Origin of the sequence: Nocardioides sp. Leaf374 (assembly GCF_916862475.1) — a bacterium.
GTDB lineage: Bacteria > Actinomycetota > Actinomycetes > Propionibacteriales > Nocardioidaceae > Nocardioides > Nocardioides kribbensis.
Genome location: NZ_CAKASO010000012.1, coordinates 13175 through 33893, shown reverse-complemented (window position 1 = coordinate 33893; position 20719 = coordinate 13175). Strand labels below are relative to the sequence as shown.

Genomic DNA, 20719 nt, shown 5'->3' with positions numbered 1-20719 from the left:
GGCTCCACCCGCACCACCCGACCGACGGAGAGGACTCCCGATGTCCCGCGCGACCGACCCCGCTCCTGGCACCGCTCCTGACACCGCTCCTGACACCGCTCCTGACACCGCGCCCGCCGGCGCGCGCCGGCGGCCCCGGGTGCTCGTGGTGCAGCACCAGGAGGACTGCCCGCCGGCCCTGGTCGGTCGCTGGCTGGAGGAGGCCGGCGTCGAGCTCGACGTGCGCCACCCCTACCGCGGCGACGCGCTGCCCGCCGACCTCGCCGCGCACGACGCGCTGCTGGTGCTCGGGGGGTCGATGGGGGCCGACGACGACGCCGACCACCCGTGGCTGGCCCCCACCAAGCAGCTGGTCCGTACGGCGACCCGCGCCGAGACGCCCGTGCTCGGGGTGTGCCTGGGCCACCAGCTGGTGGGCCGGGCGCTCGGCGGCCGCGTGGACCGCAACCCCCGCGGCCAGCAGGTCGGCCTGCTGGAGACCGGCTGGACCGCCGCCGCGGCCGACGACGCCCTGGTCGGCCCGGTCGCCCCCGGCGCCCGCCGCGGGGTGCACTGGAACGACGACCTCGTGGTCGAGCTGCCGCCCGGCGCGGTCGTGCTCGCCGAGACGCCGGCGGGGGAGGCGCAGGTCGTGCGCCACGCCCCCGGGGCGTGGGGGGTGCAGCTGCACCCCGAGGTCGACGCCGCGGTGGTGCGCGCGTGGGCCGTCGGCGACGCCGAGCGCCACGCCGCCCGCGGGGTCGACCAGGCCGCGGTGATCGCCGAGGTCGACGCCGCGCGGGCCGAGCTCGACGCGGCCTGGCGCCCGCTCGCGCAGGCCTTCGCCGACGTCGCGGCGGGCGACCTCGAGGCGGCGCGACAGCGGTGAGCGGCCCGCCGGCGGCACCCGCCCCGCAGAACCTCTCCCGGCTGGGCTTCCTCGACCCGCAGGCCGCCCGCGAGGGGCTCACCGCGCTGGGGGAGGCCGCCGAGCCGCTGCTGGCCATCGTGGCCGGCACGGCCGACCCCGACCAGGCCCTCGCCGGGCTGGTGCGCCTCGTCGAGGGCCTCGACGACCCTGCCGCGATGCTGCGCGAGATCGCCGACGACGAGGGCACCGCGATGCGCCTGCTCAGCGTGCTCGGCGCCAGCACCGCCCTGGCCGAGCACCTCGCGCGCCACCCGGAGCACTGGACCGAGCTGACCGACCCCGCGATCGGGTGCACGCGTCCCGCGGCGTACGCCCTGCGCGAGGACATGCTGCGCGTGGTGGGCGCCGACCCCGCTGACCCCACGCCGACCGCCACGGTGGTCGACCCGGTGGCCGTCGACGCGCTGCGCGTGGAGTACCGCCGGGTGCTGCTGCGCCTGGCCGCGCGCGACCTCTCCCACCACCTCGGCGTCGACGACGTCGCCGCCGAGCTCTCCGACCTCGCCGCCGCCACCCTGGAGGCCGCGCTCGCCATCGCCCGCCAGCGCGTGGGGGAGGGCGCGGGCCTGGCCCGCCTGGCGGTCATCGCGATGGGCAAGTGCGGGGGCCACGAGCTCAACTACGTCTCCGACGTCGACGTGGTCTTCGTCTACGAGGCCGTCGAGGGCGCCTCCGACAACGCCGCCAACCGCGCCGCGACCCAGCTGGCCGCCCACCTGATGCGCATCTGCTCCGACCCGACCGGCGAGGGCGAGATCTGGCCCGTCGACGCCAACCTGCGCCCCGAGGGCAAGTCGGGCCCGCTGGTGCGCACCCTGGCCAGCCACGAGGGCTACTACCAGCGCTGGGCCAAGACGTGGGAGTTCCAGGCGCTGCTCAAGGCCCGCCCGGTGGCCGGCGACCGCGCGCTCGGGCGCGCCTACGTCGACACCATGGGCCCGCTGGTGTGGACCGCGGTCGAGCGGGAGGGCTTCGTGGAGGAGACCCAGGCGATGCGCCGCCGCGTCGTGGACCACATCCCCAGCCGCGAGGCCGAGCGCCAGCTCAAGCTCGGCTCGGGGGGCCTGCGCGACGTGGAGTTCGCGGTGCAGCTGCTCCAGATGGTGCACGGTCGTGCCGACCCCTCGATCCGACCGCCCACGACCCTGAGCGCGCTGGCACGTCTGACCCGCGGCGGCTACATCGGCCGCGAGGACGGCGAGGCCCTGCACGAGGCCTACGCCTTCCTGCGCACGCTGGAGCACCGGATGCAGCTGCACCAGCTGCGCCGGCTGCACGTCGTGCCGGCCGACGAGGCCTCGATGCGCCGGCTCGGGCGCAGCATGGGCTACCTGCGCGACTCCGCCACCGCCCTCGACAAGGAGTGGCAGCACCACCGCCGTGAGGTGCGCCGGCTGCACCAGAAGCTGTTCTACCGCCCGCTGCTCGGCGCCGTGGCCCTGCTGCCGGGCGAGGAGGCCCGGCTCTCGCCCGAGGCCGCCCGCGCCCGCCTCGCCGCCCTGGGCTACCTCGACCCCGAGGCCGCGCTGCGCCACCTCGAGGCGCTCACGGGCGGGGTCTCGCGCGCCGCCAACATCCAGCGCACGCTGCTCCCGGTGATGCTGCAGTGGTTCGCCGAGGGCCCCGACCCCGACGCCGGGCTCTTCGGCTTCCGTCGCATCAGCGAGAGCCTGGGCGGGTCGCCTTGGTACCTCCAGACCCTGCGCGACGAAGGCCAGGTCGCCGAGCGGCTCGCCCACGTGCTCGCCACGTCGCGCTACGCCACCGCCCTGCTCGAGCGCGAGCCGCAGGGGGTGCGGATGCTGGGGGAGTCGCTGGCCCCCCTGGCCGCCGAGGCGCTGAGCGAGGAGATGCTCTCCGGAGCCGCGCGCCGCGAGGACCCCGACAAGGCCGTGCGGGCCGTGCGGGCCATCCGGCGCCGCGAGCTCTTCCGCATCGCCGCCGGCGACCTGCTCGGCCTCACCGACGTCACCGAGGTCGGGGCCGGGCTCTCCCGCCTCACCGACGCCACCCTGGAGGCCACGCTGGCGGTCGCCGGCGCCGCCGTACGCCGCCAGCGCGGGCTCGACGCGGCGCCCACCCGGGTGGCGATCGTGGCGATGGGGCGCTACGGCGGCTTCGAGCTGTCCTACGGCAGCGACGCCGACGTGATGTTCGTCCACGAGCCCGAGCCCGGCGCCGACCCCCACGTCGCCGCGACCTACGCCCAGGCCGTGGCCAACGAGGTGCGCCGGCTGCTGGCGGCCCCCGGTCACGACCCCGCCCTGGTCGTCGACGCCGACCTGCGCCCCGAGGGCAAGCAGGGCCCGCTGGTGCGGACCCTCGACTCCTACGCCGCCTACTACGCCAAGTGGTCGGCGGTGTGGGAGTTCCAGGCGCTGCTGCGCGCCGACGCGGTGGTCGGCGACGAGGGCGTGCGCCGGCGCTTCGAGGAGCTCGTCGACCCGCTGCGCTACCCCGCGGACGGTCTCTCCGAGGACGACGTGGTCGAGGTGCGACGGATCAAGGCCCGCGTCGACCAGGAGCGCCTGCCCCGCGGCGCCGACCCCGCCACCCACCTCAAGCTCGGTCGCGGCGGGCTGGCCGACATCGAGTGGACCGTCCAGCTGCTGCAGATGCGCTGGGCCGGCACCGTGCCCGGGCTGCGCACCTCGCGCACGCTGCCCGCGCTCGCCGCGGCGCGCGACGCCGGGCTGGTCTCCGAGGACGACGCCGAGGCGCTCACCGAGGGCTGGCGCCGGGTCAGCCGGATCCGCAACGCCATCACCCTGGTGCGTGGCGGCCCCAGCGACCAGCTGCCGCGCGACCCCCGCGAGCGCGCCGCCGTGGCGAGCATCCTGGGCTACCCGCCGAGCGGCTCGGAGGAGATGCTCAACGACCACCTGCGCCAGACCCGGATCTCGCGCTCGGTGGTGGACCGCGTCTTCTGGGAGTGAGCCGCCCGGTCGGTCCGCGGCGGCGCTCCCGCCGGCCCACCGACGGGTGAGGACGCGCGGCGGGGCGCGTGGCTAGCGTCGAGACCATGACCAGCACCCCTGACCAGGCCACCCGACTCCTCCAGCTGCACCGCGACCCCGCGCTGCTCACGGTCGTCAACGTGTGGGACGCCATCAGCGCCCGCGTCGTCGCCGACACCCCCGGCACACAGGCGCTCGCCACCGCGAGCCACTCGATCGCGGCCTCGTGGGGCTACGAGGACGGCGAGAACATCCCGCTCGACCTCATGCTGGAGGCGGTCGGGCGCATCGTCGCCACCACCGACCTGCCCGTCACCGCCGACCTCGAGGGAGGGTACGGCGACGCCGCCGCCACCGTCCGCCGCGCGATCGGCGTGGGCGTGGTGGGCGCCAACCTCGAGGACCAGCTGCGTCCCCTCGACGAGGCGGCCGCGCAGGTCGCCGCCGTGATGGAGGCCGCCCGCGCCGAGGGCGTGCCCGACTTCGTGCTCAACGCCCGCACCGACGCCTTCGTGCTCGGCGGCGACCGCGACCCCGAGGAGGTCCTGCGCGACGCCGTCGAGCGCGGCCGGGCCTACCTCGACGCCGGCGCCCCGCTGGTCTTCGTGCCCGGCCCGCTCACCGAGGAGCAGGTGACGACCCTGGTCGAGGCCTTCGGCCCGCAGCGCCTCACCACCATCGGCCTGCCCGGCACCCCCTCCCTGGCGCGCCTGGAGGAGCTCGGCGTCGCGCGCGTCTCCTACGGCCCGATGTCGCAGCGGGTCGCCCTCACCGCGCTCCAGGAGCTGGTCGAGGAGGTCCACCGCGGCGGCGGCGTGCCGTCGTCGATGCGCCCGCTGAACTGACCGTCCGGCGCGGCGCCCCCGGGTCGCCTCAGCCCGGCGCGGGCAGGGTGTCGGCGGAGCCGACGCGCCACACGGCGAGGCCGTGCAGGCCCAGCTCGGCGGCCAGGGCGCGACGCACGGCGTAGGACCGGGCGTCGGACCACCAGAGCCGGGTGCCGTCGGAGAGCCGCGCGGTCCACTCGCCCTCCGCGGCCCGCCAGCGCGCCGTGGCGCCGTCGGCCTCGACCAGCTGGCGCGCCCGTCGCACCAGCACGGTGTGGCCGGTGCCGCGCCGCGGCCAGGTGTAGCCGTAGCCGGCGACACCCAGGTCGAGCATCGCGGCGGGCACCTGCTCGAGTGCCGCGGTCACGCTGCGGCGCTGCCAGTCCAGTCCGCCGACCGGCCCCGGCCCCGACCAGGTGGGTCCGTGCTGGTCGTAGGTCATCAGCTGCACGAGGTCGACGACGTCGGCAACCTCCCCGAGGCGGTAGCCGCCCTCGAGGTAGCCCTCCCGCGACGTGCGCGCGGAGACGTCGACCGACAGCGCCGCGGCCTGCGGCAGGCGGGCGCGCAGCGCCTCCAGCAGCGAGACGAGCCCCCGGCCGTGGCGACGGCGCATCGACTCGAGGTCGACGTTGACACCGTCCCAGCCCTGGGCGGCCACGACGCGCGCGACGACCCGCGCCACGTGGCGCACGTGCGCCGGCTCGAGGAGCAGCCGGCCCACGGCGCGGGTGTCGAAGCCGCCGAGGCGGTTGCTGTAGTTGCTGAGCACCAGCTCCGCGCGCAGGCCCTCCGCGTGGGCGGTGCGCAGGAGCCGGGTCATGTCCGCGGTCGGACGCCCCACCCCGTCGCCGTCGGCGTGGAGGCCGACACCGGCCACGGTGAGGGTGTCCAGGCCCGCGGCGTTGCGCGCGACGAGACGGTCCGAGGCGCTGCCCACGGCGTACCCCGTGACCACCAGGCCGGGGTCGTCCGCGGTGGGGGCCGCGGGCCCGGCCGCGGAGGTCGGCGCCGTGAGGGTCAGCGGGAGCAGGAACGCGAGGAGCACGGTCAGGACGGGTGTGGCGCGGGGGAGTGGTCGGTGCACCGCCCCAGGCTCCCACGAGCCGGTCCCCGCGCGGTCTAGGTTGGCGGGGTGAGCGAGGACGCGAAGCGGTTCGGGTGCGTGGTGCTGGTCGACCGGCGGGGGTGGCTGCTGCTCCAGGAGCGCGACGAGCACCCGCGCATCGACCCCGAGAAGTGGGGCCTGTGCGGGGGGCACCTCGAGCCCGGTGAGGGCTGGGCCGAGGGCGCGGGGCGCGCGAGCTGGCCGAGGAGACCGGCATCGTGGTGGCGCACGAGGAGCTGCGCCTGCTGCGGGAGCTGCAGGTGCACCACGCGGCCTACGGCACCACCGACCCCGTCGCGGTCTTCGTGGCCGCCACCGACCTCACCGACGACGACGTCGTGCTGGGGGAGGGGCGCCGGATCGTGTTCGTCGAGCCCGAGCAGGCCCGGCGCCTCGACCTCGGGGGGAGCGCGAGCATCGCGGTGCCCGAGCTGCTCGACTCCGCGCTCTACCGCGAGCTCGGCGCGGGGGTGTGGTCGTGAGCGCCGCCCGCGGCGGGGGCGCCGGCGCCCCCGTGCCCCGGGTCCACGCCGTGCCCGGGCCGGGAGCCGAGGACGTCGTGGTGGCGACCGGCGGCCGGCACGAGGGCTCGGTCTACACCGGCACCGCCGACGGTGCCCTGTGGCGGGTGTCCCACGACGGCTCGCACCTCGAGCGCGTGGCCCGCACCGGCGGACGGCCCCTCGGCCTCGAGGTCGACCCCGAGGGCCGGCTGCTGGTCTGCGACGCCCACCGCGGCCTGCTGCGGGTCGACCCCGCCACCGGCACCGTCGAGCCGCTGCTGGCCGAGGTCGGCGGACGGCGCATGGTCTTCTGCAACAACGCCGCGATCGGTGACGACGGCACCGTCTGGCTCAGCGACTCCTCCACCCGCTTCGGCATCGAGCGGTGGAAGGACGACCTGGTGCAGGACACCCGCACGGGGCGGCTGCTGCGCCTCGACCCCGACGGCTCGGTCACCGTGGCCCTCGACGGGCTGGCCTTCGCCAACGGCGTGGCGCTCGCCGCCGACGGGTCCTACGTCGCGGTCGCCGAGACCGCCGCGCGCACCGTGGTGCGGCTGTGGCTCACGGGCCCGCGCGCCGGCAGCCGCGACCACCTGGCCACCGACCTGCCGGGCTACCCCGACAACATCGCCCGCGGCAGCGACGGGCTGGTCTGGGTCACGATCGCCAGCCCCACCGACCCCGTCGTCACCCGGCTCCAGCAGGGCCCCGCCTGGCTGCAGCGTGCCGCCACCCGGCTGCCCGCCCCGCTCCAGCCCAAGCCGGCCCGCACGCTGCGGGTGCAGGCCTACGACGACGCGGGCCGGCTCGTGCACGACGTCGACGGCGACGCGGGCGGCTACCACATGGTGACCGGCGTGCGGGAGCACGAGGGCCGGGTGTGGCTGGGGAGCCTGCACGAGTCGGCGATCGCGGTGGTCGACCTGTGAGGTCGTAAACTCGGGCCCATGGGACTCCTCGAGCAGATCACCGGACCCCGCGACCTGCGCGACCTGGCCGACGACGAGCTCGACGCCCTGGCCTCCGAGATCCGTGACGTGCTCGTCGCGACGTGTGCGCGCACCGGGGGCCACCTCGGCCCCAACCTCGGCGTGGTGGAGCTGACCCTGGCCGTGCACCGGGTCTTCGACAGCCCCCACGACCGCGTCGTGCTCGACACCGGCCACCAGTCCTACGTGCACAAGCTGCTCACCGGTCGCGCCGGGGACTTCGACGGCCTGCGCCAGGAGGGTCGCCTCTCGGGCTACCCCAGCCAGGCCGAGTCGCCCCACGACATCGTCGAGAACTCCCACGCCTCCACCGCGCTGTCCTACGCCGACGGGCTGGCCAAGGCCTACGCCATCCGGGGCGAGGACCGCCACGTCGTCGCGGTCATCGGCGACGGCGCGCTCACCGGCGGCATGGCCTGGGAGGCGCTCAACAACATCGCCGTCGCCCAGGACAGCCGGCTGGTCATCGTGGTCAACGACAACGGCCGCTCCTACACCCCCACGATCGGCGGCCTGGCCACCGCGCTGACGTCGCTGCGCACCAACCCGCGCTACGAGCAGCTGCTCGACCAGGTCAAGAAGCGGCTCAACTCCGTGCCGGCGGTCGGCGGCGCGGCCTACGACGCCCTCCACGCGGTGAAGAAGGGCCTCAAGGACGCCCTCGCGCCCCAGGGCCTCTTCGAGGACCTCGGCCTGAAGTACGTCGGCCCCGTCGACGGCCACGACCGCGCGGCCATGGAGCACGCACTGGCCCAGGCCAAGCGCTTCGGCGGCCCGGTCATCGTGCACGCGCTCACCCGCAAGGGCTTCGGCTACGACGCCGCGGAGCGCCACGAGGCCGACCAGTTCCACTCCCCGGGGCCCTTCGACGTCGACACCGGCGAGGAGAACCCCAAGGGCCGCATCTGGACCGACGTCTTCGCCGACGAGATCGTCCACATCGGCCAGCGCCGCAAGGACGTCGTCGGCATCACCGCGGCGATGATGCACCCCGTGGGCCTCCACCACTTCCAGGCCCGCTTCCCCGAGCGCACCTTCGACGTCGGCATCGCCGAGCAGCACGCCGCCACCTCGGCCGCCGGCCTGGCGATGGGCGGGCTGCACCCGGTCTTCGCCGTCTACGCCACCTTCCTCAACCGCGCCTTCGACCAGGTGCTGATGGACGTCGCGCTGCACTGCTGCGGCGTCACCTTCGTGCTCGACCGCTCCGGGGTCACCGGCGACGACGGCGCCAGCCACAACGGCATGTGGGACATGTCGATGCTCCAGCTGGTGCCGGGGCTGCGGCTGGCCGCGCCCCGTGACGCGACCCGGCTGCGCGAGCTGCTCAACGAGGCCGTGGAGGTCGACGACGCCCCCACGGTGGTGCGCTTCCCCAAGGGTCCGCCGCCCGAGGACGTCGAGGCCGTCGACCGGGCGGGGGGCGCCGACGTGCTCGTGCGCTCCGGTGCCCGCGACGTGCTCATCGTCGGCGTGGGCTCGATGGCGACGACCGCGGTGCAGGTGGCCGAGCGGCTCACCGCCCAGGGCATCGGCGTCACCGTCGTCGACCCCCGCTGGGTCAAGCCCGTCGACCCCGCGATCGTCGACCTGGCCCGCGAGCACCGCCTCGTGGTCAGCATCGAGGACAACGGCGTGGTGGGCGGCTGCGGCGCCGTGCTGCTGCAGACCCTCAACGAGGCCGGTGTGACCACCCCCGTGCAGCTGCACGGCGTGCCCCAGGAGTTCCTCGACCACGCCAAGCGCGGCGTGATCCTCGAGCGCATCGGCCTGACCCCGCAGACCCTGGCGCTGGGGATCGTGGAGCGGATCTCCGCCCTCGACGGCCCCGCGTCCGCTGCGGAGCCCGTCGAGCCCGTCGAGCCCGTCGAGCGCAGCGCCGAGGGCTCGCGGTAGCGGTGGCGAGCAGCGGTCCGACCCTCCCCGGGGGGTAGGGACGGCCCGCTGTCGGCGGTGGTGGTCGCGGATCCACCGCGCGACCCGCCCGGGGGACGCTCGCGACGAGCGCGGGTGGTGCTCTACGGTCTCCGGGTGAGTCGCACACGCACCGGTCTCCTGCGCACCAAGTCGATCGAGCAGTCGCTGGCCTCGGGGGACGACCCCGAGTTCGCGCTGAAGAAGAACCTCACCGCCCTCGACCTCACGGTCTTCGGCGTCGGCGTCGTCATCGGCGCCGGGATCTTCACCCTCACCGGCCGGGTCGCCGCCGACTACGCCGGGCCCGGGGTGGTGTTCTCCTTCGGCATCGCCGCGATCTGCTGCGCGCTGGCCGCGCTCTGCTACGCGGAGTTCGCCTCGACGCTGCCGATGTCGGGCTCGGCCTACACGTTCTCCTACGCCACGCTCGGCGAGCTGGTGGCGTGGATCATCGGCTGGGACCTGCTCCTCGAGCTGATGCTCGGAGCGAGCGTGGTGGCCCAGGGGTGGAGCACCTACTTCGTCACGCTGCTCGACCAGCTGGGCGTCACCTGGCCCGCCTCGCTCGGCCCCGACGCCACGTTCAACCTCGCCGCCTTCCTGCTGGTGGCCGTGCTCGGCGCCCTCATCGCCTTCGGCATCAAGGAGAGCCTGCGCGTCAACCTGGTGCTCGTCGCGGTCAAGCTCTTCGTGGTGCTCTTCGTCATCGTGGCCGGCCTGTTCTACATCGACGGCAGCAACTACACCCCCTTCGTGCCCGACGCCGCCGGCACGGCCGAGACCGGTGGCACCTGGCTGACCGCCCCGCTCGTGCAGCTGCTCTTCGGCATCGAGCCGCAGGTCTACGGCGTCCTGGGCGTGGTGTCGGCGGCCTCGGTCGTCTTCTTCGCCTACATCGGCTTCGACGTCGTCGCCACCACCGCCGAGGAGGCCCGCAACCCGCAGCGCGACCTGCCGCGCGGCATCCTGGGCTCGCTGGCGATCTGCACGGTGCTCTACATCGCCGTCGCCCTGGTCATCGTGGGCATGGTCAACTACCGCGACATCGACCCCGAGGCCGCGCTCGCCCGGGCCTTCATCGACCGCGGCCAGGACGGCATCGGCACGCTGATCTCGGCCGGCGCCGTGGCCGGTCTCACCACCGTGGTCATGACGCTGATGATCGGGGCCGTGCGCGTCTTCTTCGCGATGGCCCGCGACGGCCTGCTGCCGGTCAAGCTCGCCCGTGTCGACCGCCGCACCGGCACGCCGCTCACCATCACCATCGGCATCGTCGTCGTGGTGGCCCTGGTGGCCTCCCTCACGCCGATCGGCAAGCTGGAGGAGATGGTCAACATCGGCACGCTGACCGCCTTCCTCCTGGTCTCGCTGGCCGTGCCGGTGCTGCGGCGCAGCCGCCCCGACCTCGAGCGCTCCTTCCGGGTGCCGCTCTCGCCGGTGCTGCCGGTGCTCTCGGCGCTGATCTGCTTCTACCTGATGCTCAACCTGAGCGCGGAGACCTGGCTGCGCTTCCTGGTGTGGATGGCGCTCGGCTTCGCCCTCTACTTCGTCTACGGCCGCAGCCACGCCAAGCTCGGCCGCGCCGAGGCCGGCGCCGCGGCGCGCGACTGACCGCAGCCAGGGGAGGACCTCCGACCCTGGCCCGGGTCCGGCTCGGCGGGTAGGACGTCCACCGGGGCGCCCGGACGTCCCGGGACGGAGGACCAGCCGTGGCCGGCACACCGCCACCGTGGGACGACGCGGCCGCGTGGGTCACCGACGGTGGGCTCGAGACGGACCTGATCTTCCACCACGGCGTCGACCTGCCCGCCTTCGCCGCCTTCCCGCTGGTCGACGACGAACGCGGACGCGATCTCCTCGAGCACTACTACCTCGGGTACGCCGACGTGGCCCGCCGGGTCGGGGCGGGGCTGCTGCTCGAGACCCCGACGTGGCGCGCCGGCGCGGAGTGGGCCGCGTCGCTCGGCCACGACGTGCACGCCGCGGCGGGCCTCAACCACCGGGCCGTGGACCTGGTGCACGCCCTGCGTGGGCGACTGACCGACCTGCTCGCCGTGCGGGTCATCGGCACGATCGGGCCGCTGGGCGACGGCTACGTCGCCGGCGAGCGACTCGATCCCGACGACGCGGCCAGCCGTCACCTGCCGCAGGTGGCCGCCCTGGCGGGGGCCGGCGTCGACGCGGTGACGGCGTACACCATGACCGGGGCCGCCGAGGCGGTCGGCGTCGTGCGCGCGGCGCGCTCGGTCGGCGTGCCGGTGGCGGTGTCCTTCACCGTCGAGACCGACGGCACCCTGCCCGACGGCACCGCCCTGGCCGACGCGGTCCGCCGCCTGGAGCGCGAGGCGCCCGCCGACGGCTACCTCGTCAACTGCGCCCACCCCGACCACGTGGCGCGGGCCCTCGACGGCGGCGACGACAGCGGGGACGGCGACGACAGCGGCTGGCGCTCCCGCATCCTCGGCCTCCGCCCGAACGCCTCGACGCTGAGCCACGCCGAGCTCGACGCCGCCGAGACCCTCGACGAGGGAGACCTCGACCTGCTCGTGGACCGCACCGAGCACCTCCGGCAGCGGCTCCCGGCGCTGCGGGTGCTCGGCGGCTGCTGCGGCACCGACGTCTCCCACGTCGCCGCGCTGTGGGCCGGCCCTCCGGGTCGCGCCCTGCTGGGGGCGCGCTGAGCCGGGCCGCCGGCCGAGCCGGCTGTGGGTGGCGTCACCTGCTGGCGGTCCGCCGCACGGGCTGTCGCGACGAGCGGTCGGCGGGGGGAATACCGTGGTCCGCTACGGTGCTCGGGCCACCGACACCCGGCCCGCCTGCCCGGCGGGCCTCCGCCTCTGCGCCCGTCGCAGACCGTGCCGAGAGGACGCCGTGCCTGCCGAACCCCGCCTGGTGCACATCGTCGACGACGTGCCCGAGCTCGACGGCTCGCCCGAGCACCTGACCATGGTGCTGGTGCTCGACGGCTTCCTCGACGCCGGCAACGCCGCCGCCCGCGCCGCACGCCACCTCGTGGACCTCGAGGAGGACAGCCTCCTCGGCCCCCCGGCCGTGCCCTCGTCGAGCCGGGTGGTCGCGACCTTCGACGTCGACCAGCTGCACGACTACCGCGCCCGCCGCCCCGCGATCTCCTTCGTGCGCGACCACTACGCCTCCTACGACGCCCCGCGCCTCGTGGTGCGGCTGCTGCGCGACAGCGGCGGGACGCCGTACCTGCTGCTCCAGGGACCCGAGCCCGACAACCGGTGGGAGGCCTTCGCCCGTGCCGTGCGCGAGGTCGTCGAGCGCTTCGGGGTGACCCGGGTGGTCTCGATGGGCTCGGTGCCGATGGCCGTGCCCCACACCCGACCCGTGGCGCTGACCCACCACGCCAACGACCCCGAGCTGCTCCTCGGAGCCACGAGCCCGTGGCGCGGAGAGCTGCGTGTGCCCAGCAGCGCCCAGGCGCTGCTCGAGGTCAGGCTGGGGGAGTGGGGCCACCCCGCGCAGGGCTTCGTGGCCCACATCCCGCACTACCTCGCCCAGCTCGACTACCCCCGTGCCTCGGCGGCCCTGCTCGAGCAGGTCGAGCTGGCCGGGCGCCTCACCCTCGACCTGTCGGTGCTGCAGGCGGAGGCCGAGCAGCGCGAGGAGGAGATCACCGCCTACCTCGCCGACAACGCGGAGGTCGACGACGTCGTGCAGGCCCTGGAGCGGCAGTACGACGCCTTCGAGCGCGCCGAGGAGTCGGGCGGCAACCTGCTGGCCCCCGACGAGCCGCTGCCGACGGGTGAGGAGATTGGACAGCAGTTCGAGCAGTTCCTGGCCGGTCTGGAGGAGCCCGACGACCAGGGCCCCGACGTGGCGGGGCCCGACACCACCGGGCGGGACTGAGCGTGCCGCGCGACGCCCGGGAGCTGGTGGCGCTCCTCGACCTCGAGACCATCGACGACAACCTCTTCCGCGGCGCGGTCCAGCAGTCGAGGCTGCCGCGGGTCTTCGGGGGCCAGGTCGCCGCGCAGGCCCTCGTGGCCGCCCAGCGCACCGTCGACCCGGCCTACGCGGTGCACTCGCTGCACTCCTACTTCCTGCAGCCCGGCGACACCACGACGCCGATCATCTACGACGCCGAGCCGCTGCGCGACGGTCGCTCCTTCGCCACCCGCCGCGTGCTGGCGCGCCAGCACGGCCGGCCGATCTTCGCGCTGACCGCCGACTTCCACCGCCCCGAGCCCGGCCGCGAGCACCAGTCCCGGATGCCCGACGCGCCGGCGCCGCAGGAGTGCCTCGACCCCACCACGATGCTGCGCGAGGGCGACCGCTCCTGGGAGGAGTTCGAGGTGGCCGACCTGCGCTACGTCGGCAGCTCCCACGACCTGCTGCCGCCCGACCCCGAGCACCCGGGCCGCCAGCGGCTGTGGCTGCGGGTGCGCGAGCAGCTGCCGGAGGACCCCTTCCTGCACGTCGCGGCCTTCACCTACCTCTCCGACATGAGCCTGATGGGCGCCGCGCTCAGCCCCCACGGCCTGCGGCTGGGGTCGCGCGGCACGCTGGTGGCCTCCCTCGACCACGCCGTGTGGTTCCACCGGCCCTTCCGCGCCGACCAGTGGTGGCTCTACGACCAGGTCTCGCCGGCCGCCCAGGGCGGACGGGGACTGGTCAACGCCCAGGTGTTCACCCCCGACGGCACCCTCGTGGCGTCGGTGGCCCAGGAGGCGCTGCTGCGCCCGGTGGAGAAGGAGACGACATGACCAGCGGGCTCGTCCCCGACCCGGAGGCCGCGGTCGCCCACCTGCTGGGCCTGCTCGACCTGGAGCGGCTCGACGACGACCTCTACCGCGGCGCCACCGTCGACTACGGCCGCCCGCGGGTCTTCGGCGGCCAGGTCGCCGCGCAGGCGCTCATCGCGGGCATCCACACCGTGCCCGAGGGCTTCGAGGTGCACTCGCTGCACTCCTACTTCCTGCTGCCGGGCGACCCGCACGTGCCGATCGTCTTCGACGTCGAGCGCATCCGCGACGGCCGCTCCTTCCTGACCCGCCGCGTGGCCGCCCGCCAGCACGGGCGCCCCATCTACTACCTCACCGCCAACTTCCACCGCGCCGAGGAGGGCTTCGACCACCAGGACGCGATGCCGGAGGTCCCCGCGCCCGAGCAGGGTGTCGACCTGCTCTCGCAGATGGCCTCGCGCGGCGACGGCGAGGGACCCAAGCTGGCCCGCGAGTGGGGTGCGGTCGAGGCCCGCTCGATCGGCACCTCCGGCCACGGACTGGCCGACGACCCGCTGCACCCCGCTCGCGCCCAGCTGTGGTTCCGGATGGCGGCGGCGCTGCCCGACGACCCGCACCTCCACCTGGCCGCCTTCACCTGGGCCAGCGACATGAGCCTGCTGGGCGCCACGCTGGCCGCCCACGACCGTCCGGCCGGGGTGCAGATGGCCTCGCTCGACCACACGGTGTGGTTCCACCGGCCCTTCCGGGCCGACGAGTGGTGGCTCTACGACCAGTGGTCGCCGTCGGCCCACGGCGCGCGGGGTCTGGCCATCGGCAGGGTCTTCACCCGGGACGGCCTCCTGGTCGCCACGGTGGCACAGGAGGGCCTGATCCGGCCGCCCCGCGGCTGACCTGTGGCTGACCCGCGCACGGCGCTGGTCCAGAGGGCCTTACCATTACATCGCTGTAGTTCGTGACAGACACGCCGAGAGCGTGGTTTCGTGTGTCTACTCGTGTGACGGTTGACGACTCCTGGGGCTGATGAGCGCGAGGCACAGCGACGTGCCTCGTCGTGTCCGGTGGTCGCGACGTCCTCCGCGCGCCCACCTCGAGGACGTCCTCACCATGCCCCCCTGGTCCCCCCTCCCGTCCGAGCCCCGTGCCGTCCGTGGCCGCCCCTGGTCCACCCGCGTCGTGCTGGGCGCCACCGGACTGGCCCTGGTGTGCCCCACCCTCGTGCTCGCCGCGCCGGCGGGTGCGGCGCCGGACACGGCGTACGAGGTGCCGTTCCCGTGCGGCCAGACCTGGACCGGCACGACACGGTCCAGCCACAGCCCCAGCTCGCGGGCGATCGACTGGAACCGCACCGACGACGTCGACGACCCCGTCGTCGCCGCCGCGCCCGGCGTCGTCACCACGGCGGCGCCCACCGGCACCTCCGGCTACGGCCACTACGTGGTCATCGACCACGGCGGCGGGGAGAGCACCCTCTACGCCCACCTCAACGACGTCGTCGTCGTGACCGGTCAGAGCGTCGACCAGGGCGCCCAGATCGGCACCCTGGGCTCGACGGGCAACTCCACCGGCCCCCACCTGCACTTCGAGGAGCGCCAGGACCGCTCGGTGATCGAGGCGTGGTTCCACGGCGCCCCGTTCGTCTACGGCAGCACGGTCGACTCGCAGAACTGCGTGGACGTGCCGCTGGCCGGCAACTTCGCCGGCGACGCACCCGCGGAGCTCGCGGTCTACCGGCGTGCGGGCACCTCGGAGTTCCGGATCCAGCGGCCCCGTGCCAAGCCCCGCGTCGTGCGGCTGGGCACGTCGACCGACGACCCCGTGGTCGGTGACTGGGACGGTGACGGGCTCACCAACCCGGGCGTGCGCACACCGTCGACCAAGACCTTCACGCTGAAGACCGGGGCCGGGCTCGCCACGGTCGTGCTCGGCAACGCCACCGACGAGCCCGTCGCCGGCGACTGGGACGGCGACGGCCTGTGGGAGGTCGGTGTGTGGCGCGCCAAGACCGCGCAGTTCCGGATGCGGGCCGCCGACGGCACGGTGTCGACCGCCGTGCTGGGCGACGCCGACGACATCCCGGTCACCGGCGACTGGGACGGCAACGGCACCACCGACCTCGGCGTCTACGACCAGGCCACCGCGACCTTCACGCTGCGCCGCGTCGACGACGACGGGCTGGCCTGGACCGCCGACGTGGTCTTCGGCGAGCCCGGCGACCTGCCCGTGGTGGGCGACTGGGACGGCAACCTGCGCACCGACGTCGGCGTCTGGGACCCCGCCACCGCGACCTTCTCCGAGCGTCGGGCGACCTCACCCACGGCTGCTCGGGCCACGGTGCAGGACCTGAGGTTCGGCCGGGCGCGCTGAGGGCCGGCCCGGCACGCCCGGGCCGGGCCGGGCTCGGGTCGGTCGGGGTGCCGTCGGTCGGGGAACTGTCAGTCGGCGGCGAGGCGGGGGTAGTCGCTCCTGCGTCGGGGGTCGTCGGGGGCGACCGCGTGGGTCCGCCCCCACACGAGGAGCGCGTCCAGCACCGGCAGCAGGTCGTGTCCCGCGGGGGTGAGCGCGTAGCCGCCCCGCGCGCCCGCCGTGTCGCCCGCGGTGTCGGAGGTGCGGCGCACGACGCCGGACGCCTCGAGCGAGCGCAGGCGCGCGGCCACCCGGTCGCGAGGCGCCCCGGTGCCCCGCACGATGTCGGTGAAGCGCCCGCTGCCCATCGCCAGCTCGCGCACGACCAGCAGCGACCACCGCTCGCCGACCACCTCGAGCGCCGCCGCGGCCGGGCAGGGCCGCCCCGGCAGCGAGTCGAGCGCGACCTGGGGCACTGCGGGGGTCGAGTCGGGGGTGGAGTCGGGGGTCGAGACCGCCGGGGAGACCGGTGGGCGGATCAAAGAGTCGTTCACCGGTCCCTGCCCCCGGCGCCGGCCGGCCGGGCGCGCCGAGGCGTGCGACGGGGTGTCCAGGAGGTCCTCACCTGTGTACTGTCCTGCGGTGTGAGTTTGAATGTCAAACCCTCTTCCGGTCGCGTCAGCACGGGCCGGGAGGCGGGGGCGCGGGCGCTGCCCGTCGTCGCGCTGGGCACGGCCCTGGTCCTGGTCACCTACGTCACCCCGATGGCCACGCTGCCCGCCGCGGCCGCCGACCTGGGTGCCGGTCCCGCCGCGCAGGCGTGGGTGCTGAGCTCGATGAGCGTCGGCCTCGCCGGAGCCCTCCTCGCCACCGGCGTGCTCGGCGACGCCCTCGGTCGACGCCGCGTCTACCTCGCCGGCCTGGCGGCGGTCGGTGCCGGTGCCCTCGTGTGCGCGATCGCCCAGGAGCCGCTCCTGCTGATCGGGGCCCGCGTAGTGCAGGGCGTGGGCGGCGCCGCCGTGCTGGCCTGCGGGCTGGCCCTGCTCGCCCACACCCACGCCCCGGGGCCCGCGCGGGCCCATGCGACGTCGGTGTGGGGCGCCAGCGTCGGGCTGGGCATCGCCACCGGCGCCCTCCTCGCCGCCGCACTCGACCTCGGGTCGGGATGGCGCGAGACCTACGTCGTCACCGCAGCGCTGGCCGCGCTGCTGCTGGTCCCCTCGGTGCGGGCGCTGCCCGTCTCCACGCCCGCGGCGCGGCGCGTCGACCTGCCCGGGCTCGCCCTGCTGGTGCTCGGCATGTCGTGCCTGGTCGCGGCGCTGACGGAGGGGCGTGACGGCGTCGACGGCCCGGTGGTCGGCCTCGTCGTCGGTGGGGTCCTCGCGCTGGCGGCCATGGTGGTCGTCGAGCGGCGCGTGCGCGAGCCGCTGGTGGAGCCCGCGCTGCTGGCGCACCCGCGGTTCCGGGCGGCGACCGGGGGATCGCTGGTGCTCGGCCTCGGGATGATCGGCATCTCGTCGTACGTGCCGACGCTGGCGCAGGCCGGGCTGGGGGAGAGCCTGTGGGTCGGCAGCCTGCTCGTCGTGGCCTGGGCCGCGGCGAGCGTGGTGGCCTCGCTGCTGGTGCGCCTCGTGCGCCACCCGCTCGAGGGCGGCAGGCCCGTGGCGGTGGTGCTGCTCGTCGTGGCCGGTGGGCAGATGATCGGCTTCGGGCTCGACGAGGGCTCCGCGGTGACCCGGGTGGCGCTCGCCATGGTGGTCTCCGGTCTGGGCACCGGGGTGCTCAACGCACTGCTCGGACGCGAGGCGGTCGCCAGCGTGCCGCCGGCGCGCGCCGCCATGGGCTCGGGCGCCAACAACACCGCCCGCTACCTCGGCGCCGCCTGTGGCATCACCCTCACCGTGACCCTCGCGGCGCACGCCGGGTCGGGCGACACGGCACCGGCCGCGCTGGTCGCGGGCTGGAACGTCGCCGTCGTCGTGTCGGCCTCGCTCACCGTGCTCGGTGCCGCCGCCATCGCCGTCCTGGGGCGGCCCCGGACGTGAGCGCGCCCTCCTCGCCGGGGCGAGGAGGGCGCGATCGGCCGCCGCGACCGGGCCTGGTGACCGGGCGTGGTGACCGGGCGTGGTGACCGGGCGTCGTGACCGGGCGTGGTGACCGGGAGTCGTGACCGGGAGTCGTGACCGGGCGGGCGGTCTCAGAGCGCGGTGCTGCGTCCCACCACGTGCGGGGCGCCGGACCGCGGGTTGGTCAGCGCGAACGCGATGCCGTCGTCGAGCACCCGGGTGCCGAGCTCGACCGAGCCCGGCAGCAGGATCGGCTTCTTGAAGGCCGCGTCGACGCGCACCGCGTCGGGCAGCCGGTTCTCGATCGCGGCCACGCAGCGCGCCAGGCTCCACATGCCGTGGGCGATCTGGCGCGGGAAGCCCAGGGCCTTGGCCGTCCACGGGTACAGGTGGATCGGGTTGTGGTCGCCCGAGACGGCGGCGTAGCGGCGGCCCAGGTCGCCGGGCAGGCGCCACACGGTGCCGTTGGGCGAGGTGTCGGGGAAGGAGGATCCACTCGGTGCGTCGGCGTCGCCGCGTCCGCGGCGCAGGTAGGTCGAGGTGCTCTCCCAGACCAGCTCCTCGCCCACCCGTGCCTCGGCCACGAACTCGTAGACCGTGCCCTTGGGGTGGGGGCGGGGGGCTCCCACGCTGGTCGTCACGGCCAGGCTCTCGCCCACCGCGACCGGCCGGTGGCCGGTCACCGCGTTCTCCAGGTGCACCGTGCCGATGGCGGGTGCGGGGAACGACGGCTCGGTCATGATCGCCATGTGCAGCGGGAAGGCGAGCATGTGGGGGTAGGTCAGCGGCGCGGTGTCCTTGCTCGGGAAGCCGCAGACCTCGGCGTAGGCCTCGACGTGGGCCCGCTCGACGGTCACCGGCGGCCGGGTGAAGGTGAGCCCGGCGAAGGACGACGCCGGCCCCTTCCTCACACCGGGCAGGGAGCCGACGACGGGGATCGACGGGAGGGCGGCCTTGAGCAGCGTGGGCACGGCCCCGGAGCCGGGGGTGACCAGGCGGGGGGACTGCGGCGCCCCGGTGCCGGCCACGTCAGGCCCCCAGCATCATCTGGCCGCACACGCGGACCACGTTGCCGTTGACGGCGCTCGACGCGGGGTCGGCGTACCAGGCCACGGTCTCGGCGACGTCGACGGGCAGACCGCCCTGCGACATCGCGTTGAGGCGCTGACCGACCTCGCGGGTCGCGAACGGCACCGCCGCGGTCATCTGCGTGATGATGAAGCCCGGCGCCACGGCGTTGACGGTGATGCCGTCGGTGAGCTCGCCCTTGAGGGAGTCGACGAGGCCGATGACGCCGGCCTTGGAGGCGGCGTAGTTGGTCTGGCCGACGTTGCCCGCGATGCCGGCGATGCTCGCCACGCCGACGATCGAGCCGTGGGCGTTGACGACGCCCTGGTCGAGCAGCTCGCGGCTGATGCGCTCCGGGGCGGTGAGGTTGACGGCGATGACCGACTCCCAGCGGTCCTCCGACATGTTGGCGAGCTTCTTGTCGCGGGTGATGCCGGCGTTGTGGACCACGACGTCGACGCCGCCGTGCTTGTCCTTGAGGTGCTGGGCGATCCGCTGCGGGGCGTCCTTCGCGGTGATGTCGAGGGTCAGCCAGTCACCGTCGAGCTCGTTCATGAGCTTCACCAGGCCGTCGGCGGCCTGGGGCACGTCGACGCCCACGACGGTGGCGCCGTCGCGGTGCAGGACCCGCGCGATCTGCTCGCCGATCCCGCGGCTGGCGCCGGTCACGAGGGCCACCTTGCCGGCCAGGGGGCGGGTCCAGTCGGTGACCGCGGGCGCGTCGGTCGAGCCGGTGGCGCCGATGCGCACGACCTGGCCCGACACGTAGGCCGACTTCGGGGAGAGCAGGAAGCCCAGCGTGCTGGCGACCGACGCCTCGGCGCCCTCGGCGACGTAGACCAACTGCACCGTGCCGCCGCGACCGATCTCCTTGCCCAGGCTGCGGGTGAAGCCCTCCAGGGCGCGCTGCGCGACGCGCTCGCCCCCCTCGAGGAGCTCCGGCGGGGTGCCGAGCACGACGACGCGCGGGCAGGTCGCGAGGCTGCGCATGAGCGGGGTGAAGAAGTCGCGCAGGGCGATGAGCTGGTCGGAGGACGTGAGGCCGGTGGCGTCGAAGACCAGGCCCTTGAGCCTGGATCCCTCGGCCGGGGCGTCGGTGCTCTCGACGCCGAGCTGGGAGAGGATGCCGCCGAGCGACTCGGCGAGGCGGCCGCGTCCCCCGACGGCGACGATGCCGTCGACGAGCGGAGCGCCCTCGGCGTACCGCTCGAGCTTCATGGGGGCGGGGAGGCCGAGGTTCTTGACCAGCAGCTTTCCGAGCGGGGACTGCGAGAAGCTCTGGTACTTGTCGCTCATGCGGGTGGTCCTCCGTGTGG

17 protein-coding genes and 1 pseudogene are annotated in these 20719 nt (G+C 75.1%); 14 read left to right on the top strand and 4 right to left on the bottom strand.

Features of this window, described 5'->3' with window-relative positions:
* Positions 1-40: 40 nt before the first annotated feature.
* The 3 genes from LPA27_RS07925 (at position 41) to LPA27_RS07915 (ending at position 4712) form a co-directional block, all read left to right on the top strand.
* Positions 41-868 (top strand): type 1 glutamine amidotransferase, encoded by an 828-nt coding sequence (locus LPA27_RS07925; RefSeq protein WP_228942106.1) that lies wholly within the window; start codon positions 41-43, stop codon positions 866-868.
* Positions 865-3846, top strand: a complete 2982-nt coding sequence (locus LPA27_RS07920; RefSeq protein ID WP_228942105.1) for a bifunctional [glutamine synthetase] adenylyltransferase/[glutamine synthetase]-adenylyl-L-tyrosine phosphorylase — start codon at positions 865-867, stop codon at positions 3844-3846. The genes LPA27_RS07925 and LPA27_RS07920 overlap by 4 nt, the downstream gene beginning before the upstream one ends.
* An 86-nt stretch (positions 3847-3932) precedes the next feature.
* Positions 3933-4712, top strand: coding sequence for an isocitrate lyase/PEP mutase family protein (locus tag LPA27_RS07915; RefSeq protein WP_228942104.1), 780 nt, complete (start codon positions 3933-3935; stop codon positions 4710-4712).
* Positions 4713-4740: 28 nt separating this feature from the next.
* Here the strand turns inward: LPA27_RS07915 and LPA27_RS07910 are convergent, their stop codons facing one another.
* Entirely contained in the window at positions 4741-5781 is a 1041-nt protein-coding gene (locus LPA27_RS07910) for a glycosyl hydrolase family 18 protein (RefSeq protein ID WP_228942103.1), read from the bottom strand.
* Between the two features lie 48 nt (positions 5782-5829).
* On the opposite strand from LPA27_RS07910, the pseudogene LPA27_RS19390 reads away from it, so the two are divergent.
* The 10 genes and pseudogenes from LPA27_RS19390 to LPA27_RS19345 all read left to right on the top strand — a co-directional run.
* Positions 5830-5934: pseudogene (locus LPA27_RS19390) on the top strand (hypothetical protein); the annotation flags it as partial.
* 86 nt (positions 5935-6020) lie between these two features.
* The gene (locus LPA27_RS07905) at positions 6021-6284 is read left to right on the top strand and encodes a hypothetical protein (RefSeq protein ID WP_228942102.1); all 264 of its coding nucleotides are present in this window, start codon (positions 6021-6023) and stop codon (positions 6282-6284) included.
* Complete coding sequence (locus LPA27_RS07900; RefSeq protein WP_228942101.1) at positions 6281-7237, top strand: SMP-30/gluconolactonase/LRE family protein; 957 nt, start codon at positions 6281-6283, stop codon at positions 7235-7237. Before LPA27_RS07905 ends, LPA27_RS07900 begins: the two co-directional genes overlap by 4 nt.
* A gap of 18 nt (positions 7238-7255) precedes the next feature.
* Positions 7256-9193: a 1-deoxy-D-xylulose-5-phosphate synthase gene (dxs, locus tag LPA27_RS07895; RefSeq protein WP_228942100.1), complete on the top strand. Its 1938-nt coding sequence runs from the start codon at positions 7256-7258 to the stop codon at positions 9191-9193.
* 135 nt (positions 9194-9328) lie between these two features.
* Complete coding sequence (locus LPA27_RS07890; protein ID WP_056904288.1) at positions 9329-10825, top strand: amino acid permease; 1497 nt, start codon at positions 9329-9331, stop codon at positions 10823-10825.
* Positions 10826-10923: 98 nt separating this feature from the next.
* Positions 10924-11895: a homocysteine S-methyltransferase family protein gene (locus tag LPA27_RS07885; RefSeq protein ID WP_228942099.1), complete on the top strand. Its 972-nt coding sequence runs from the start codon at positions 10924-10926 to the stop codon at positions 11893-11895.
* Between the two features lie 190 nt (positions 11896-12085).
* Positions 12086-13087, top strand: a complete 1002-nt coding sequence (locus LPA27_RS07880) for a PAC2 family protein (RefSeq protein WP_228942098.1) — start codon at positions 12086-12088, stop codon at positions 13085-13087.
* 2 nt (positions 13088-13089) lie between these two features.
* On the top strand, positions 13090-13944 hold the full coding sequence (locus LPA27_RS07875; RefSeq protein ID WP_056864296.1) for an acyl-CoA thioesterase: 855 nt from the start codon (positions 13090-13092) through the stop codon (positions 13942-13944).
* On the top strand, positions 13941-14816 hold the full coding sequence (locus LPA27_RS07870; RefSeq protein ID WP_228942097.1) for an acyl-CoA thioesterase: 876 nt from the start codon (positions 13941-13943) through the stop codon (positions 14814-14816). Before LPA27_RS07875 ends, LPA27_RS07870 begins: the two co-directional genes overlap by 4 nt.
* Before the next feature lie 214 nt (positions 14817-15030).
* Positions 15031-16290, top strand: a complete 1260-nt coding sequence (locus LPA27_RS19345) for a M23 family metallopeptidase (RefSeq protein WP_324251249.1) — start codon at positions 15031-15033, stop codon at positions 16288-16290.
* 68 nt (positions 16291-16358) lie between these two features.
* Here the strand turns inward: LPA27_RS19345 and LPA27_RS07860 are convergent, their stop codons facing one another.
* Complete coding sequence (locus tag LPA27_RS07860) at positions 16359-16823, bottom strand: winged helix-turn-helix transcriptional regulator (RefSeq protein WP_228942096.1); 465 nt, start codon at positions 16821-16823, stop codon at positions 16359-16361.
* A 90-nt stretch (positions 16824-16913) separates the two neighbouring features.
* On the opposite strand from LPA27_RS07860, the gene LPA27_RS07855 reads away from it, so the two are divergent.
* Positions 16914-18314, top strand: a complete 1401-nt coding sequence (locus tag LPA27_RS07855; protein ID WP_228942095.1) for an MFS transporter — start codon at positions 16914-16916, stop codon at positions 18312-18314.
* A gap of 152 nt (positions 18315-18466) precedes the next feature.
* Here the strand turns inward: LPA27_RS07855 and LPA27_RS07850 are convergent, their stop codons facing one another.
* Positions 18467-19363 carry a MaoC/PaaZ C-terminal domain-containing protein gene (locus LPA27_RS07850; RefSeq protein WP_228942094.1) on the bottom strand — a complete coding sequence of 299 codons (897 nt, stop codon included), beginning with the start codon at positions 19361-19363 and terminating at the stop codon, positions 18467-18469.
* A gap of 1 nt (position 19364) precedes the next feature.
* Positions 19365-20699, bottom strand: coding sequence for a 3-oxoacyl-ACP reductase (locus tag LPA27_RS07845; protein WP_228942093.1), 1335 nt, complete (start codon positions 20697-20699; stop codon positions 19365-19367).
* Positions 20700-20719: the final 20 nt, after the last annotated feature.

Coding starts and splice junctions, on each gene's coding strand:
- LPA27_RS07915 (WP_228942104.1), top strand. CDS start 3,933: ATGACCAGCACCCCTGACCAGGCCACCCGACTCCTCCAGCTGCACCGC.
- LPA27_RS07845 (WP_228942093.1), bottom strand. CDS start 20,699: ATGAGCGACAAGTACCAGAGCTTCTCGCAGTCCCCGCTCGGAAAGCTG.
- LPA27_RS07925 (WP_228942106.1), top strand. CDS start 41: ATGTCCCGCGCGACCGACCCCGCTCCTGGCACCGCTCCTGACACCGCT.
- LPA27_RS19345 (WP_324251249.1), top strand. CDS start 15,031: ATGCCCCCCTGGTCCCCCCTCCCGTCCGAGCCCCGTGCCGTCCGTGGC.
- dxs (WP_228942100.1), top strand. CDS start 7,256: ATGGGACTCCTCGAGCAGATCACCGGACCCCGCGACCTGCGCGACCTG.
- LPA27_RS07870 (WP_228942097.1), top strand. CDS start 13,941: ATGACCAGCGGGCTCGTCCCCGACCCGGAGGCCGCGGTCGCCCACCTG.